Here is a 14,682-nt window from a genome sequence, read left to right on the forward strand (position 1 = left end):
GTTTGGCAAGGCCCCAAAGCGCTCGCACCGGCAATTATTTTGTGGGTTTTGTCTTGCGGGCGCGGGGTTTGGGTGCGGGAGCGGCGACTTCGGCCTCATCAAGGTCGTGTCCAGCAATGGCCGCGTCGTATCCGTCCGGGCTGAGGGCCAGATTGTCGGGCAGGGGCGCGGGGCCGGATTTTTTCTGCGCCGCCTTGACGAAGGGCATGGACGGCACGTAGCGCGTCGGCATGTCGGGCACGTCGGGCAGGCCCTTTTCAGCGCGTTCATGGCGCGGGTGCGCCAGAGCGCCGGTTTCGGCATAGGTCAGGACCAGAGTCGTCCAGTCGGACGGCGTATAGGCAAAGGCCTTGCCTTCCGGGTCGAGGTCGGACCAGTCGGGTTCGGCCTTGGCCAGCGACGCCTTGGCCACCCAGCCGCGCGCCCCGTCCACGTCCTGCACGGCCAGAGCCGCCTTGGCCATCAGGCCACACAGACGACGCGTCAGGCGCTCCTCGGTCAGTTCGTCCTCAAGCGCCGCCGTAGCGCGGTCGATGTCGGCGCGCACGCCACTCAGGACAGCGCGTTCGACCTCCAGCAGGCGGCTTTCGCGGTGTTGCGGGTTGCGGTCGATCAACCCTTGCAGCCGGCGGGCGCGGTCCTTTGGCGTCTCATCGTTCACCAGGTCACGGTAGGCCAGCCAGATGGCCGGGTGCGGCTGGGCGGCATAGGCGGCCTCCAGCACGTCTTCGGCGCGGCCCAGCTTATTATGCGCGGCCAGCAGACGCGCGGCGATGACGGCACCGGGCGCGAACATGGGCTGAAGCTTGGCGGCGCGCACGGCGTAATCGAGCGCCTGTTCGCGGATTTGTCCTTCGGCGGCGTTTTCCAGACGGGCGGCCGAAGCGGCCATCAGGGCGGCGCGCGCGCGTTCGGCAAACAGCGGCGAGATCAGCTTGCGGTTCAGCGCCCCTTCGACCAGATCGAGCGCTTCGGCCCATTCGCCAGCGGTCGAGCGGGCTTCGAACAGGGTCTTGAACGCCCACATGGCGGGCTTGGGCTGGTTATAGCCTTCGGCGGCCAGACGGATGGCCTCGGCGCGGTCGCCTTCGGAGATGGCGAGGGTCATCAGGCCACGCAGACCGGCGAGTTTCAGTTCCGGCACGCTGAGCATCGCCGTCCAGGCGGCGCGTGTGGCGACGGGGTCGCTGGCGGTTTCGGCGGCCAGCGCATTGAGGATGCGCACCAGCGCCACATTGTCGTGCAAATCCACGGCCTTGATCGCCTGACGACGGGCTTCGGCCCCATCGCCGGAAACGACGGCGATAAAGCCGCGGGTCAGCGTCTCTTCGCCCTGACGTCGGCGGGCTGCGGCGCGCTGACGTTCGGCGCGTTGCGGGGCGCGCGACATCCACAGGACGAGGTTCCAGAAACTGACCGCCGCAAAAGCCAGCAGGCCGATGGCGATAACCGCGGCGGCGGCCGGCGTGTCGATGCGGTAGCCGAGCCAGATCAGGGTCGCGCTGCCGGAATCACCAGCGGCGGCAAAGGCAACAGCGATCAGGGTGAGGACACTCAGCAGAATCAGAAGCGTGCGGATCACAGGCCATTCTCCGGCTGAGGCGCGACGGCGGCACCGCTGTCCGTTGTGGCATCGGCCCCATTGGCCGTGCTGTAATTGGCCTGACTGAGGCGGCTTAAGGCTTCAACCGTGATGCGGCGGGTGGTGGTATCGACCAGCACGCGGTTGCGCGCATCGGTCATCCACGGTTTCAGCGCGGCCTGCGACGCCGGGGGCAGGGTGGAGAGGACTGTCAGCGCGCCGTTGAGGTCGCCCTGATCCAGACGGCCCTGCGCCTGAAGCAGCAGGGCGTCCGGGCCGCGCGCGGCGCCGTCGATGCGGCGTATGCTGATCAGGCCGCTGAGCGCATTGGTCAGACGCGACAGGAAGCTGTCGTCGGTTTTGGCATTCGCGGCGGTGCGGGCCCTGGCGGCATAGTCCGGAAAGCTGAGCGCCAGCGCGATTTCGCTGGGTACGCCCTTTTGCGCCAGAGGCCGCAGCGGCGCGACCATCACCGTGTCGGTCAGGCTCTTTTCGACGTCGGCCAGTTCGGACAGAAACGGCTGAGAGCCCTTGGCCGCCTGTTGCAGGCCCGAAGCCGAGGTGGCCGCAGCGGCGGCCTGAATCAGCAGGCGTTGATTGGCCTCAAGGCGATCGAGGCGCTCCGACAGACGGTTGAGGGCCGTCGGGTCGGCATAGGTGGGCGCTTGCGGAGCCTCGACGGAGGCCTGAGCCTGGCGCACGCGCAGGGCGTTCAGTTCAGCGGTCAGGCGGGCGATTTCGGAGTCTTTTTCGCTGTCCTTGGCCACCGCCGCCGCATCGAAATAGTCGGCCACGGTCTTTTGCGGGGCGCTCAGGTGCTCCTTATAGACCGCAAAGCCCAGCACTCCCAGCGCCAGCAGCACAAAGACGATGGGGAAGGCGAAGGCGATGATCAGCGGGCCGCGCCCCCAACGGGTCTTTTCCGGCTCCGCCGCAGCGGGGATCGGGTTCGGGGCAAAGTCGTCGGTCATGGCGGTCCGTGGGGTTTTAGAGCCTGGCGAACAGGGCCTCTTCATCCGGAGAGGCCGCTACCTCTATGTTTAGGCCCGCAGAGGGTAAATTTCCAGTGAAATTGAGGTGTTCGCGCAACCGTTGGGCGGTGGCCTCAGAGATGCAGAGGACGCGCGCCGTCACACCCGCCAGATAGGGCGCACAGGCCTGCGCGCCGCGCGGCGAATACAGCAGGATATGGGTGATCGCCGCCATCTGCGCTCTGGCGTCGCGGGCGTCGCGCACCACCGTGCGATAAAAGAGGACCGGGTGCAGGTCGAAGCCCGACAGGGCGGCGCTCAGGTCACGCGCCGGGGTTTCGGGCTGCGGGTAGAGGAGGGGGCCTTGCGGCGCCTCGCTTTTCAGCAGGCGGATCAGGTCTTCTACATCGCCGTGGGCGCTATGGACGGTATTGAAGCCGGCCTCACGCGCTTCGCGGGCGGTGGCGTCGCCGACGGCCCACACCGTCTGATGCCGCGTGGCGTACTGACGCGTAAAGGCTTTCAGGCCGTTGATCGAGGTGGCAATGATATGGGCAAAGCGCGCGACATCGATATTGGGGCTTAAGGGTTCGACCTCAAGCAGCGGGTCATTGAGCACATCAAACCCGCGTGCCCGCAGCGCCTGCGCCGTGACGCTGGCCTGCGGTTCCGTTCGGGTAATCCATATTAATTCGCTCACGGCTACCTCACTGCGTTCGGGCCTCCGCGGGGGCGGCGCAGGGGCGCCGGCGCCCGGTCGGGCGCTTTTTATGGCCGTGCGTGTTTACTAACTTTAGAATGCTAAAAAATCAGCCTGTGTATTGGATCAGCCGCTCGCCGGCCTCATCACGGATAGACTGCCCCAGACGCAGGCCCAGCGCGTGGGCGGATTCCACCGTAGGGGCGTTGATCGTTTCGCGCCTTTGCCAGCGGGTGCGGCCGTCTGCGGTGAGGGCTTCGACAAACAGGGTGAGCGCGTCGCCTTCGATTTTCGCATAGGCTCCGACGGCCGTGCGGCACGAGGCTTCGAGCGCCACCAGCGCGCCGCGTTCGGCCGAAATTTGCAGGTGCGTTTCGCCATGGTGCAGCCGCTTGATCCACTCCTGATCGAGGTCGGCCGTGCGGCATTGCACGGCCAGTGCGCCTTGACCGGGGGCGCAGGGGAACTGATCGGGGTCGATATAGGACTTGATATGGGCCTCAAGCCCCATGCGTTTCAGGCCCGCCGCCGCCAGCAGGATGGCGTCGCAATGCCCGGCCTCCAGCTTCGACAGGCGCGTATCGACATTGCCGCGCAGCATGACGACTTCAAGGTCCGGCCGCACGGCCAGGGCCTGCGCCTGACGCCGCAGCGAGGCGGTGCCGAGCTTCGCCCCCTGCGGCAGGTCTTCGAGACGGCGGTAGTTGATCGAGACGAAAGCGTCGCGTGGGTCTTCGCGTACCGGAAAGGCGCACAGGCTGAGGCCGGGAATATCTTCGGCGGGCATGTCCTTCAGCGAATGGACGGCGACATCGACCTCACCGCTCAGAAGGGCGTCCTCGATCTCCTTGGTGAACAACTGCTTGCCGCCCGCTTCGATCAGGCGGCGGTCCTGAATGCGGTCGCCCTGGGTGGTGATGATGACCAGCGGCGCAACGTCGTGCGACAGGGCCGGGTCGTGACCGAGCGCGGTGACGATCTGACGCTGAACCCAGCCGCATTGGGTGGTGGCCAGCCGCGAACCGCGCGTACCGATTTTCAGAAGTGGGGTCATGAGTTTTCCGAACTTTCCCTCCCCCCTTGAGGGAGAAGGTGGCCCGAAAGGGCCGGATGAGGGGACGGTGGCACGGACGCCCCCCTCACCCCAGCCCTCTCCCTCAGGGAGAGGGGGCTAAGACAGAGCGTAGTCTATGTTTGCTTCTTCCTAAAATTTCGCCCTGCGGCTTGCAAGCCCCTTGACCTGCGGCCATTTGGCCTTTTCAGGTAACCCCTCTCTCCGTAAGGCTGCGGGGGATAAGGATATGTAATGTCTCTTTGCGTTCTGGGTGTCGAATCGAGCTGTGACGAAACCGCGGTCGCCGTAGTGCGGCGTGGCGATGATGGCACGGTCGAAGTCCTGTCTTCGGTCATCCATTCTCAGGTGGTCAAGCACGCCGTCTATGGCGGGGTCGTGCCGGAAATCGCGGCGCGCAGCCACGTCGAAACCATCGACGATCTGGCGCGGCTGGCGCTTTCGCAGGCCGCCGAAAAGGGCGTCGGGGTGGACGATATTGACGCAGTGGCCGCTACCGCCGGGCCGGGCCTGATCGGCGGGGTGATGGTGGGCTTAAGCTTCGCCAAGGGCTTTGCCCTGTCGCGCGGTCTGCCGCTGATCGGGGTCAATCACCTCGAAGGCCATGCCCTGTCCGTGCGCCTGACGCATGATGTGCCGTTTCCCTTCCTGCTGCTGCTGGTCTCCGGCGGCCATTGTCAGTTGCTGCACGTGCGCGGCGTCGGCGATTATGAGCGTCTGGGCACCACCATCGACGATGCGGCGGGCGAGGCCTTCGACAAGATCGCCAAGACTCTGGGGCTGGGCTATCCCGGCGGCCCGGCGCTGGAAGCCGAGGCGGCGAAGGGCGATGCCACGCGCTTTACCCTGCCGCGCGCACTTTTGGGACGCAAAGACTGCGATTTTTCCTATTCGGGCCTGAAAACCGCCGCCGCCAAGATCGCCATGGAGCAGGTGAAGACGCCGCAGGACCGCGCCGATCTGTGTGCTTCGGTGCAGGCGGCGATTGCGCGGCAACTGGTCGAACGCTCGGCCCGCGCCATGCGCGCCTTCAAGGCCGAAAATAGAGTGGATAGTCCGGCGTTTGTTGTGGCGGGCGGCGTAGCGGCGAATAAAACCGTGCGGTCTGAGCTGTCGGCACTGGCCGAAAAAGAGGGGTTTGACTTTGTTGCCCCGCCTCTGGCCTACTGCACCGACAATGCGGCCATGATCGCTCTGGCCGGGCTGGAACGCTTTGCGCTGATGCAGGCGGCGGCCGATTATGATGGGGACAAACAGGTGCACGACGGTCTGTCGGCGCTGGCGCGGCCACGCTGGCCCCTTGACGAGCGCCGTGCGCTCAGTGCACCCATACATAAATATTCGGGACGCAAGGGAGCCAAGGCTTGACCCAATTCGTGCACGCCAAAGCCTTTGACAAGGTGGGTATCATCGGGGCAGGGGCATGGGGTACGGCGCTGGCGCAGGTCGCCGCGCGGGCCGGGCGCGAGGTGTTGATTCAGTGCCGTGAGCCGGAAGTCGCCGATTCGATCAACGCTCAGCACCTCAATCACCTCTATTTGCCGGGCCGTGAGCTGTTGCCGCAGGTGAAGGCGACCGCCGATCTGGCCGATCTGGGGGACTGTGACCTTATTCTGGCCGTGCCGCCGGCGCAGCATATGCGCGCCTCGCTGAAGGCCTTTGCGCCGCACGTGCGCGACGGCCTGCCGATCGTCCTGTGCGCCAAGGGGGTTGAGCGCGGCACCGACAATCTGATGAATGAGGTCCTGACCGAGACCCTGCCGCAGGCGCGCGCCGCCGTCCTGTCCGGGCCGTCCTTCGCCGCCGAAGTGGCGCGCGGTTTGCCCACTGCGGTGACGCTGGCGTGCAAGGATGCGGCATTGGGGGCGCAGATTTCGACGACTTTGGCGACGCAGACCTTCCGCCCCTATCTGATCGACGACATGATCGGGGCCGAAGCCGGCGGGGCGTTGAAAAACGTGCTGGCCATTGCCTGTGGCATTTCCGAGGGCAAGGGGCTGGGGCGTTCGGCGCACGCCGCCCTGATCACGCGCGGTTTTGCCGAAATGACCCGTCTGGCCGTGGCGCTGGGGGCAAAGGCCGAGACGCTGAGTGGCCTGTGCGGTATGGGTGATCTGGTCCTGTCGTGCTCGTCGCCGCAATCGCGCAATATGAGCGTCGGTCTGGCGCTCGGCGGCGGGCAAACCTTGGCTCAGGCGCTGGAAGGCAAGATTTCGGTCGCCGAAGGGGTGGAATCGGCCCCGGCGGTCAAGCATCTGGGCGAAAAGCTGGGCGTCGATCTGCCGATCTGCAACATGGTGGCGACCATCCTGTCGGGCGAAGCCAGCGTCGATAAGGCCATCGGCGATCTGATGTCGCGCCCGCTGAAGACGGAACGGTGAGACCGCCTCCCGGCACCATCATCTGCACCTGGGCTGAGTTGCAGCAAACCGGCACCGTCCTCTATCGTCAGGATGGGTTTGAGGGGTTCGTTATCCTCGATGACTATGTGCCGCGCGGCTATGTCGATGCCTGCCCGCACAACGGTATGCCGCTGGGCGGCGATCAGGAAGAAAGCGATTATCAGACGCGCGAGCAGGACGTGATTATCTGCCGCTGGCACGGCGCGTCGTTTCTGAAAGACAGCGGCCTGTGCATCGGCGGCCCCTGCGCCGGAGCGCACCTCATGCCGTGGCCGGTCGAACGCCGCGGCGATGAGGTGGTGACGGTTTAGATGAACTGTGCTAATATTTAGCACATAAGGAGCCTGAGCATGGCACGCACAACCTCCATATCTCTGGGTGAGCACTTCACCGGCTTTATTGCAACGCAGCTCGAAGAAGGTCGTTACGGGTCGGCTACCGAAGTGGTGCGCGCCGGACTAAGACTGCTCGAAGAACATGAAGCCAGGGTCAAGGCGCTGCAACAGGCGCTGATTGAGGGCGAACAATCCGGTCCTCCCGAAGCCTTTGATAGCGACGCTTTTCTGAAGCAAATGCGCGCCGAACATGGCTGAGGCGTACAGCCTTCGACCGGCCGCACAAGCCGACCTGCGCGACATCTGGCTGTATAGCCGCCGTCAATGGTCGGCGGATCAGGCGGATCGTTATACACTCTTACTGGCCGCCGCCTTCGATGATCTGGCGTCAGGCCGCCGCAAGGGCAGGCCCGTGGGTGTAAGGACAGGCTATCTGAAATATGCCTGTGGATCTCACATCATCTATTTTCGCCTGAACGATGGGCTCGACATTGTTCGCATCCTGCATCAACGCATGGATGTCGAAACGCATCTGTAGTCAGGGCCGTTCTTCGGCCTCGAATTTCGCAATGTCTTTCAGCAGGGCCGGGACCGCCGCCTCAAGGATTTGACGACCCAGTTCGATGCTGGCCAGCGATGAGTCGGCGCCGATGCGGCCGTCAGGGAAACGCGCGCGGTAATCGAGCGCGTCGCGGATCGGACCCGTGGGCGCAATCGGCGGCTCCATCGTCACGTCGCGCACGGCCTCCGGATAGGCGGCCCAGGTCAGGGCGATTTCCGACGGTGTGGCGTGGCTGCCGTGACCCTTGGGGAAAAGGCGGGCGCACAGAGGCGAGATACCCGGCAGATCCCACCAGTTCGACAGTTTCAGCGCAAACGGGCAGCGCGTGCCCTGCCATGACCACTGGCTATAGATTTCCGAAAAGGCCGCTTCGATCGAGGCGACATTGCCGCCGTGGCCATTCAGGAAATAGATGTGGGTAAACCCATGTCGCCCCAGCGACTTCACCCAGTCTTCGATGGCCGCCATGAAGGTCGAAGGGCGCAAGGAAATGGTGCCCGCAAAGCCCAGATGGTGCTGCGCCATGCCGATATTGAAGGTCGGCGCGATCAGAATATCGCCTTGTTTTTCCGCCGCATGGGCGATGATTTCCGGGCACAGCCAGTCGGTCCCCAAAAGCCCCATCGGGCCGTGCTGTTCGTTGGAGCCGATGGGAATGATCACCGTCTTTGAGGTCTTCAGACGGGCGTCGATTTCCGGCCAGGTGGATAGCGCAAGATGCACGGACAGTCTTTCGATATGGTCACAAAAATGATCCACATTGCATAACCAATATACGACCTATTGCCAAGTTTCCCTGCCGGGCAAATTGTGGTTGGCTGGCTCGACAGGGCCGTGGATCAGTCTTATCTCTACGGCAAGATAAGCAAGACAATGTGTGAGGACGCCATGACGGTTGAAACGCTGAACAATACGACTCTCTTTCCCGTGCCGGCGACCTATCCGCGCGCCCACAGCGTGACGGCGGCGGCGCTTCAGGCGCAGCGCGATCTGGTCAAATCCGACCCGTGGGCCCATTGGCGTCAACTGGGCGAGGCGCTCGACTGGATCAAGCCCTTCACGCAGGTCAAGGACGTGTCTTTCAACCGCGAAGACTTCCGCATCCGCTGGTATCACGATGGGCAACTGAACGTCGCGGCCAACTGCATCGACCGCCATCTGCCGCATAAGGCCGATACGGTGGCCTTCATTTTTGAGGGCGATGAGCCGAACGACTCTTACAAGGTCACCTATGGCCAGCTGGCCGAAGCGGTGGGCAAGCGTGCCAACCTGCTGAAAAAATACGGCGTCAAAAAGGGCGACCGCGTCACCATCTATATGCCCATGGTGCCCGAAGCGGCCTATTTCATGCTGGCCTGCGCGCGTATCGGCGCCGTGCATTCGGTGGTGTTCGGAGGCTTTTCGCCCGACAGCCTGGCCGGGCGTATCAATGACTGTCAGTCGGAATACGTGGTCACCACCATCGAAGGCCGTCGGGGTGGCAAGTCGGTGCCGCTCAAGGCCAATACCGACCTCGCCCTGCTGCAATGCCCCGGCGTGAAGCACGTCTTCGTCACCGGCAATGGCTGTTCGCTGAGCCATGACGGGCGCGACCTGTGCGTCGATCCGGAACTGGAAGGCTTAAGCGCCGACTGCCCGGCTGAGCCGATGAATGCCGAAGACCCTCTGTTCATCCTCTATACGTCCGGTTCGACGGGCAAACCGAAGGGCGTGCTGCACACCACGGGCGGCTACCTCGCCTGGGCGGCCTATACGTTCAAAACCGTCTTCGACTGGCACGAAGGCGATGTCTACTGGTGCACCGCCGATGTCGGCTGGGTGACGGGCCATTCCTACGTCGTTTATGGGCCGCTGGCCAATGCCGCCACCTCGCTGATCTTCGAAGGCGTGCCCAACTACCCCACTGTGTCGCGCTTCTGGGAAGTGATCGACAAACATCAGGTGACGACCTTCTACACTGCGCCCACCGCCATCCGCGCCCTGATGCGCGAAGGCGATGCACCGGTGCTCAAGACCTCGCGCAAGTCGCTGCGTCTGCTGGGCTCGGTGGGGGAGCCGATCAACCCCGAAGCCTGGCTGTGGTATCACCGCGTGGTCGGCAACGAAAACTGCCCCATCGTCGATACCTGGTGGCAGACCGAGACCGGTGGCCACCTGATCACCCCGGTGCCGGGCGCGACGGCCTTGAAGCCCGGTTCGGCGACCCACCCCCTGCCGGGGATTGAGGCCTGTCTGGTCGATAATGAAGGCCATGAGCTGAGCGGCGCGACCGAGGGCAATCTGTGTATCTGCGACTCGTGGCCGGGCCAGATGCGCTCGGTCTTTGGCGACCATCAGCGCTTTATCGAAACCTATTTCTCGACCTATCCCGGCAAGTATTTCACCGGCGACGGCGCGCGCCGCGACGAAGACGGCTATTACTGGATCACCGGCCGCGTCGATGACGTGCTGAACGTTTCCGGCCATCGTCTGGGTACGGCCGAGGTCGAAAGCGCGCTGGTGGCGCACCACAGCGTCGCCGAAGCCGCCGTGGTCGGCTTCCCGCACGATATCAAGGGGCAGGGCATCTATTGCTACGTCACCCTGACCAAGGGCGTGGAACCGACCGAGGCGCTGAAGACCGAACTGCGCAACTGGGTGCGCCGCGAAATCGGCCCCATTGCCTCACCGGACGTCATTCAATGGGCGCCGGGCCTGCCCAAGACGCGCTCCGGCAAGATCATGCGCCGCATCCTGCGTAAGATCGCCGAACGCGACGTGTCGAACCTAGGTGATATTTCGACGCTTGCCGACCCGTCGGTGGTGGCCGATCTGGTCAAGGGCGCCGGGCTTTAAGCACCTCAAACATAAAGCACCTCCCCTGATATCAGGGGAGGTGGATTTTTGGCGAATGCCAAAAAGACGGTAGGGTTAAGCTGTCGGTCTACGCCCCGGCCATCATGTCCTTCTTCAGCGCGTCCATCTCCTTGGCCAGCTGGCGGGCCTGATCGGCGCTAAGATAGGTCTTGGCCTTTTCGAAGATTTCGCCCTCTTCCTCTTCGACGTGGTGCATGACGGCGTGCTTCAGTTCGCCGAAGTGCAGCAGCCACTGGTCGCTGTCAGCCGACAGGCCGGACACCTTCTGAAGGAAAGCTTCGATTTCGTCATGCTCCTCATTGGCATGTTCCATCTTGTGCTCGACGGCCTTTGAACGCGTGGCGTCGAGCACGGCCTTGTAGAAGGTCTCTTCCTCGCTCTTGGCGTGGAGCGTCAGCTCGTTTTTGATCTCATTGAACAGACGCAGACGCGTCGCGCCATCGGCGGCATTGACCACCTGCTCCATCAGGTCCTCGACCTTGCGGTGGTCTTTTTTGATGTAGTTGTAGATATCCATTTCCTCGGCTCCAGTGTTATTTCAGGTTGAAGCCTGAGCCTAGACCCGCCGCGCGTAAGAGCGATATGGCGCACCTCTGACAGGGTGTAAGACGGGGGTAAGTCCCGTCACGGTTGGCGGTGTCATCGTGCCGTCAAATTTGACAGAAGGTGGGCCATCCTGTAACAAGACGGCAACTGTTTAGGGGGAGACCATGACCATTTCATCGAAAATTCTGCGTCCGCTCGTGCTGATTGTCGCGCCTCTGGCGGCGCTGATGGTCTATGGCTGTGGTGGAGGCGGCGGCGGGGGTGGTTCATCCTCCGGTGGGGGCACCGGCGGTGGGTCATCGTCATCATCGGCGTCACAAAGCAGCTATGTGGCTTCAAGCCCGGTAACCGTCAGCACGCGCAGCAACGGGTTAAGATACGAAACGGCTGTGACGGGTCTTTCGGGTGGCGGTTATGCGGTGGCGTGGACCGAGCGCACTGTGGTCGCCGGCAGCCCGGACACATCAGGCTCGGCTATCTTGTATCGCGTGATTTCGAGCAGCGGTGCCATGCAGACGACGGAACTCACGGCCAATACGACGACGGCCGGCGATCAAAGCATGCCTGCCATCGTCGGCCTTAGCGGTGGCGGCTTTGTTGTCGCCTGGGCCGATCGTAGCGCGACGGCACCCGTTGTTCGGGCTCAGATCTTCGATGCCAATGGCGTCAAACAAGGCAGCGAATTGCGTGTAAACACCCGGGCGTTGTCTGCAACGCTGTTCGCATCGGACACAACGGTACAACTAGTGTCGGCTGGGACAGGCTTTATGGTGGCTTTCCGTGAGCGGGCCGTCAACAATACTCAGGTGACCACCGCAGATGAGGTTCGGGCACAGATATTCACAGCGACCGGTGCCACCGTTGGTTCTGAACTGACGCTTAAGGGTTTTCCGACCGGTTCGATTGGCGGCAATGTCCCGGCCTATACGCTTGTCGGTCTAACGGACGGGACGTTTGCTTTGTCCTATGAGGAAGCCAATAATACGCAGGGTCTGATGCAGGGTAAGGTTCAGCTTTACACCGCCGCAGGCGCAGCATCAGGCAACCCTATAGCCTTGAATGGCGGTCTGGAAGCCTGGCTTCCGGCAGTGATCAGTCTGAATAGCGGACGCTTTGCGGCGATCTGGTCGCAGCGGACGACGGTTCAGAGCCTGCGCGCTCAGGCCTATAGTGGTGCGGGGGCTGCCTATGGGACGGCAGCGACGGTCAATGCCAATGCGGCGCTGAGTGCCAGCTATCGCGGCGCTACCGGATTGAGCAATGGCGGCTATGCGGTGGTCTATAGCTATAATTCGGGTCTGACCGGCCAACTGATGTCCGATGATGGCACCAAACTTTTCACGGAGTTTGAGATCACCACCGCCACGTCGTTCAATGGCGTGAATCTGGGGTCAGGACCGAATGGCTTTGCCCTGGTGTGGACCGAACCCAACGCCCGCAATAACGATCAGCCGGTGATCCTGCGCATCTATAATCGCCAGTAAAGCCTACAGCGTTCGCCCAAGCTCCCCGCGTTTGACCGCGCCGTACCAGCCCCACAGGGCGTGCGACACCACTGAGCGGTAGGGCGACCAGCGCAGGGCCCGCTCGCGGCAATAGGTCTCGTCCGGGCGGGCATCGAGGCCGTCTAACCAGCCGACGGCCTCGCGCAAGGCGATGTCGCCGGTCGGGAAGATGTCGAGGCGGCCTTCGCAGAACATCAGATAGACCTCGGCGGTCCAGCGCCCTATGCCTTTCAGCGCCGTCAGGTGGTCGATAGCGGCCTCGGCCTCAAGGCCCTGCACATGCGTAAAGTCGAGGGCGCGGGCGTGGACGGCTTCGGCGAGGATGCGGGCATATCTGACCTTGGGCCGCGACAGGCCGTGGCCGCGCAGGGCCTCGTCCGACAGGGTCAGCAGATGGGCCGGGCTCATCTCAGACAGGCCACCGCGCAGCTTTTGCCAGATGGCGTCGGCGGCCCTGACCGATAATTGCTGCTCGACGATCAGGCGCAGCAGGCCTTCGAAGCCGTCGGCTCGGTGGCGGAAGTTGAGGTCGCCGACGGTGGCAAACAGCGGGGCCAGCGCCGGGTCGGCTTCGGTCAGAGCGCTCATATGCGCGCGTTCAAGAGGAACAAGGTCACCGGGGATCATGCGCGAAGCCTTACACGGATACTGGCGCGCGTCACCTCCCGAATATTGCGGTTAAATCCTTAGCTTTGGATACAGCCGACCTGTGCCACGCGATACTCCCGGCGCAGGGTGTCGGAAACGATGCCGTAATTGCGGCGCGTCAGCAGGTCTTCGTGCTCGAAATCGTAGGTGCGCGACGGCGTATTGCCGATCTTGGCCAGCGTCGCCGGGGTCGAGGAATAGAGACGCCCGCGGCGCGGCTTGGTCTTCAGCGTGATGCCGATGACCTGAGATTGCGCATCGAGGGTGGGGCCGCCCAGCAGCTTGTTCAGGCTGCCCGTCAGGTTGGCCGTATGCCCGGCTTCGGCCCAGGCCAGCACGGTTTCGGGCGCTTCGAAGCGTTTGCCGGTCTTGAGCCGGGTTTCCCCGATCAGGCGGCCGGTGGCTTCGCCGGCCTGATCCTGCGGAAAGCCCGGCATGAAGCCGCGCATACCCGGTTTGATGGTTTTGGGATCGGCGAAGGGCAGGGGGCGCGCGCCGCTTTCGGTGACGGCCAGCACGTAGTTATCGAGGCTGCGCTTATACTGCACGCGGATACGCACCCCCAGATTGCCGCCCAGATTGAGGAAGGGATAGCGACAGTTCCGGATGCTTTCGCGGGCCAGCACCCACTCACCGGATTTTGAGACGGAAAAGGCCGTACCGCGATAATCAATATCGTTCATGATCGGCAGGCTGATGATCTCGTTGGTCGAGAAGGGGGAGTAGGTGGCAAACAGGGCCGCTTCGCCGGGCGGCGGCGGCGGCGGCGCGGGCGGCGACAGGGATTTGTCGGCCCAGCGGCCCGGCACGATGACCATCAGGGCCACCGCCGAACCGTAGAGCAGCCAGTCGGGGATGAGGCCCATGACTCTTGCCTTCCCTTAGCCGGCGACGGCGGCGGCGAGGATCAGGGCGACGGCCAGCTTGCCCGCCACCAGCAGTACGGCGGCCGACACTTCGCCCTCGTCAATGCGCTGCGGCAGACCGGCCAGCAGGAAGTCCACCAGACGGAAAACAAACAGTTGCAGAAGGACGGTCGCCCCGCCCCAGATGAGGATTTCGCGCACCGAGGTCGAAGCGGCCATCGAGGCAGCCAGCGGCACAGCCAGACCGATGATCACCCCGCCATAAGCCACAGCGGCGGCGGAATTGCCGTCGCGGATTTGCTGGATTTCCTTATAGGGCGTCAGGATCGAATAGACGAAGGCCCCGATAAACAGCATCAGCAGGGTCGCCCCGGCGTGTAGCAGGGTGACCGGGAAACCGGCGGCGAAGGCCTGAACCTCCGGACGCAGCACGTCCGGCACCAGAAAGTCGAGAGTGAGGAAATCCGGTATCATGCCGATCAAAAGCCCCGATTACGCCCGCCGTCCCGTGCGGATGGCCAGTATTGTATCGGGGGTCTTGCAAGATCAAGGCCGAAAAATGTGACCGTTTTTTATAGGCGCAAGGGCCGCACCTACACGCCAGAGGCCAGATGGCCGTAGGGCAGTTCCGTTTCGA

Annotated in this window: 16 protein-coding genes; 7 read left to right on the plus strand and 9 right to left on the minus strand. The window is 63.5% G+C overall.

Annotated features, from left to right (window positions below; all coding sequences use genetic code 11):
• Positions 1 to 34 precede the first annotated feature (34 nt).
• The 4 genes from Q0072_RS11375 to hemC form a co-directional block, all read right to left on the minus strand.
• Positions 35 to 1,582 carry a heme biosynthesis HemY N-terminal domain-containing protein gene (locus Q0072_RS11375; protein ID WP_298329951.1) on the minus strand — a complete coding sequence of 516 codons (1,548 nt, stop codon included), beginning with the start codon at positions 1,580 to 1,582 and terminating at the stop codon, positions 35 to 37.
• Positions 1,579 to 2,553 carry a hypothetical protein gene (locus tag Q0072_RS11380; RefSeq protein ID WP_298329954.1) on the minus strand — a complete coding sequence of 325 codons (975 nt, stop codon included), beginning with the start codon at positions 2,551 to 2,553 and terminating at the stop codon, positions 1,579 to 1,581. The genes Q0072_RS11375 and Q0072_RS11380 overlap by 4 nt, the downstream gene beginning before the upstream one ends.
• 16 nt (positions 2,554 to 2,569) lie before the next feature.
• Positions 2,570 to 3,253, minus strand: coding sequence for a uroporphyrinogen-III synthase (locus tag Q0072_RS11385; protein ID WP_298329957.1), 684 nt, complete (start codon positions 3,251 to 3,253; stop codon positions 2,570 to 2,572).
• 109 nt (positions 3,254 to 3,362) lie between these two features.
• On the minus strand, positions 3,363 to 4,307 hold the full coding sequence (gene hemC / locus Q0072_RS11390; protein WP_298329960.1) for a hydroxymethylbilane synthase: 945 nt from the start codon (positions 4,305 to 4,307) through the stop codon (positions 3,363 to 3,365).
• A gap of 252 nt (positions 4,308 to 4,559) precedes the next feature.
• Between hemC and tsaD the strand changes: the two genes are divergently transcribed.
• The 5 genes from tsaD to Q0072_RS11415 are packed head-to-tail and all read left to right on the plus strand — an operon-like array spanning position 4,560 to position 7,600.
• A complete protein-coding gene (tsaD, locus tag Q0072_RS11395; RefSeq protein WP_298329963.1) occupies positions 4,560 to 5,693 on the plus strand; it encodes a tRNA (adenosine(37)-N6)-threonylcarbamoyltransferase complex transferase subunit TsaD in 1,134 nt (377 codons plus the stop codon).
• The gene (locus Q0072_RS11400) at positions 5,690 to 6,706 is read left to right on the plus strand and encodes an NAD(P)H-dependent glycerol-3-phosphate dehydrogenase (RefSeq protein WP_298329967.1); all 1,017 of its coding nucleotides are present in this window, start codon (positions 5,690 to 5,692) and stop codon (positions 6,704 to 6,706) included. The genes tsaD and Q0072_RS11400 overlap by 4 nt, the downstream gene beginning before the upstream one ends.
• On the plus strand, positions 6,703 to 7,038 hold the full coding sequence (locus tag Q0072_RS11405) for a Rieske 2Fe-2S domain-containing protein (RefSeq protein WP_298329970.1): 336 nt from the start codon (positions 6,703 to 6,705) through the stop codon (positions 7,036 to 7,038). Before Q0072_RS11400 ends, Q0072_RS11405 begins: the two co-directional genes overlap by 4 nt.
• A 39-nt stretch (positions 7,039 to 7,077) precedes the next feature.
• Complete coding sequence (locus Q0072_RS11410; protein ID WP_298329973.1) at positions 7,078 to 7,320, plus strand: type II toxin-antitoxin system ParD family antitoxin; 243 nt, start codon at positions 7,078 to 7,080, stop codon at positions 7,318 to 7,320.
• A complete protein-coding gene (locus Q0072_RS11415; protein WP_298329976.1) occupies positions 7,313 to 7,600 on the plus strand; it encodes a type II toxin-antitoxin system RelE/ParE family toxin in 288 nt (95 codons plus the stop codon). Before Q0072_RS11410 ends, Q0072_RS11415 begins: the two co-directional genes overlap by 8 nt.
• On the opposite strand, the gene Q0072_RS11420 is transcribed toward Q0072_RS11415, so the two are convergent.
• Positions 7,601 to 8,347: a creatininase family protein gene (locus Q0072_RS11420; RefSeq protein WP_298329979.1), complete on the minus strand. Its 747-nt coding sequence runs from the start codon at positions 8,345 to 8,347 to the stop codon at positions 7,601 to 7,603.
• Positions 8,348 to 8,512: 165 nt separating this feature from the next.
• Here Q0072_RS11420 and acs point away from each other — a divergent pair, with 165 nt between their 5' ends.
• A complete protein-coding gene (gene acs, locus Q0072_RS11425) occupies positions 8,513 to 10,459 on the plus strand; it encodes an acetate--CoA ligase (protein WP_298329982.1) in 1,947 nt (648 codons plus the stop codon).
• Between the two features lie 88 nt (positions 10,460 to 10,547).
• Here acs and Q0072_RS11430 read toward each other — a convergent pair whose 3' ends face one another.
• Positions 10,548 to 10,997, minus strand: coding sequence for a hemerythrin domain-containing protein (locus Q0072_RS11430; RefSeq protein WP_298329985.1), 450 nt, complete (start codon positions 10,995 to 10,997; stop codon positions 10,548 to 10,550).
• 193 nt (positions 10,998 to 11,190) lie between these two features.
• On the opposite strand from Q0072_RS11430, the gene Q0072_RS11435 reads away from it, so the two are divergent.
• On the plus strand, positions 11,191 to 12,510 hold the full coding sequence (locus Q0072_RS11435) for a hypothetical protein (RefSeq protein ID WP_298329990.1): 1,320 nt from the start codon (positions 11,191 to 11,193) through the stop codon (positions 12,508 to 12,510).
• Between the two features lie 3 nt (positions 12,511 to 12,513).
• Here Q0072_RS11435 and Q0072_RS11440 read toward each other — a convergent pair whose 3' ends face one another.
• From Q0072_RS11440 to Q0072_RS11450, 3 genes are all read right to left on the minus strand, one after another.
• Complete coding sequence (locus Q0072_RS11440; RefSeq protein WP_298329993.1) at positions 12,514 to 13,119, minus strand: DNA-3-methyladenine glycosylase 2 family protein; 606 nt, start codon at positions 13,117 to 13,119, stop codon at positions 12,514 to 12,516.
• A gap of 98 nt (positions 13,120 to 13,217) precedes the next feature.
• Positions 13,218 to 14,045 (minus strand): peptidase, encoded by an 828-nt coding sequence (locus Q0072_RS11445; protein ID WP_298329996.1) that lies wholly within the window; start codon positions 14,043 to 14,045, stop codon positions 13,218 to 13,220.
• A 15-nt stretch (positions 14,046 to 14,060) separates the two neighbouring features.
• A complete protein-coding gene (locus Q0072_RS11450) occupies positions 14,061 to 14,519 on the minus strand; it encodes a DUF350 domain-containing protein (RefSeq protein WP_298329999.1) in 459 nt (152 codons plus the stop codon).
• Between the last annotated feature and the right edge of the window lie 163 nt (positions 14,520 to 14,682).

Source organism: Asticcacaulis sp., from assembly GCF_027484505.1.
GTDB lineage: Bacteria > Pseudomonadota > Alphaproteobacteria > Caulobacterales > Caulobacteraceae > Asticcacaulis.

Excerpts from the sequence above, each read along its gene's own strand:
- Q0072_RS11380 (WP_298329954.1), bottom strand. The coding sequence starts at position 2,553 with ATGACCGACGACTTTGCCCCGAACCCGATCCCCGCTGCGGCGGAGCCG.
- hemC (WP_298329960.1), bottom strand. The coding sequence starts at position 4,307 with ATGACCCCACTTCTGAAAATCGGTACGCGCGGTTCGCGGCTGGCCACC.
- tsaD (WP_298329963.1), top strand. The coding sequence starts at position 4,560 with ATGTCTCTTTGCGTTCTGGGTGTCGAATCGAGCTGTGACGAAACCGCG.
- Q0072_RS11410 (WP_298329973.1), top strand. The coding sequence starts at position 7,078 with ATGGCACGCACAACCTCCATATCTCTGGGTGAGCACTTCACCGGCTTT.
- Q0072_RS11415 (WP_298329976.1), top strand. The coding sequence starts at position 7,313 with ATGGCTGAGGCGTACAGCCTTCGACCGGCCGCACAAGCCGACCTGCGC.
- acs (WP_298329982.1), top strand. The coding sequence starts at position 8,513 with ATGACGGTTGAAACGCTGAACAATACGACTCTCTTTCCCGTGCCGGCG.
- Q0072_RS11430 (WP_298329985.1), bottom strand. The coding sequence starts at position 10,997 with ATGGATATCTACAACTACATCAAAAAAGACCACCGCAAGGTCGAGGAC.
- Q0072_RS11435 (WP_298329990.1), top strand. The coding sequence starts at position 11,191 with ATGACCATTTCATCGAAAATTCTGCGTCCGCTCGTGCTGATTGTCGCG.
- Q0072_RS11440 (WP_298329993.1), bottom strand. The coding sequence starts at position 13,119 with ATGAGCGCTCTGACCGAAGCCGACCCGGCGCTGGCCCCGCTGTTTGCC.
- Q0072_RS11445 (WP_298329996.1), bottom strand. The coding sequence starts at position 14,045 with ATGGGCCTCATCCCCGACTGGCTGCTCTACGGTTCGGCGGTGGCCCTG.
- Q0072_RS11450 (WP_298329999.1), bottom strand. The coding sequence starts at position 14,519 with ATGATACCGGATTTCCTCACTCTCGACTTTCTGGTGCCGGACGTGCTG.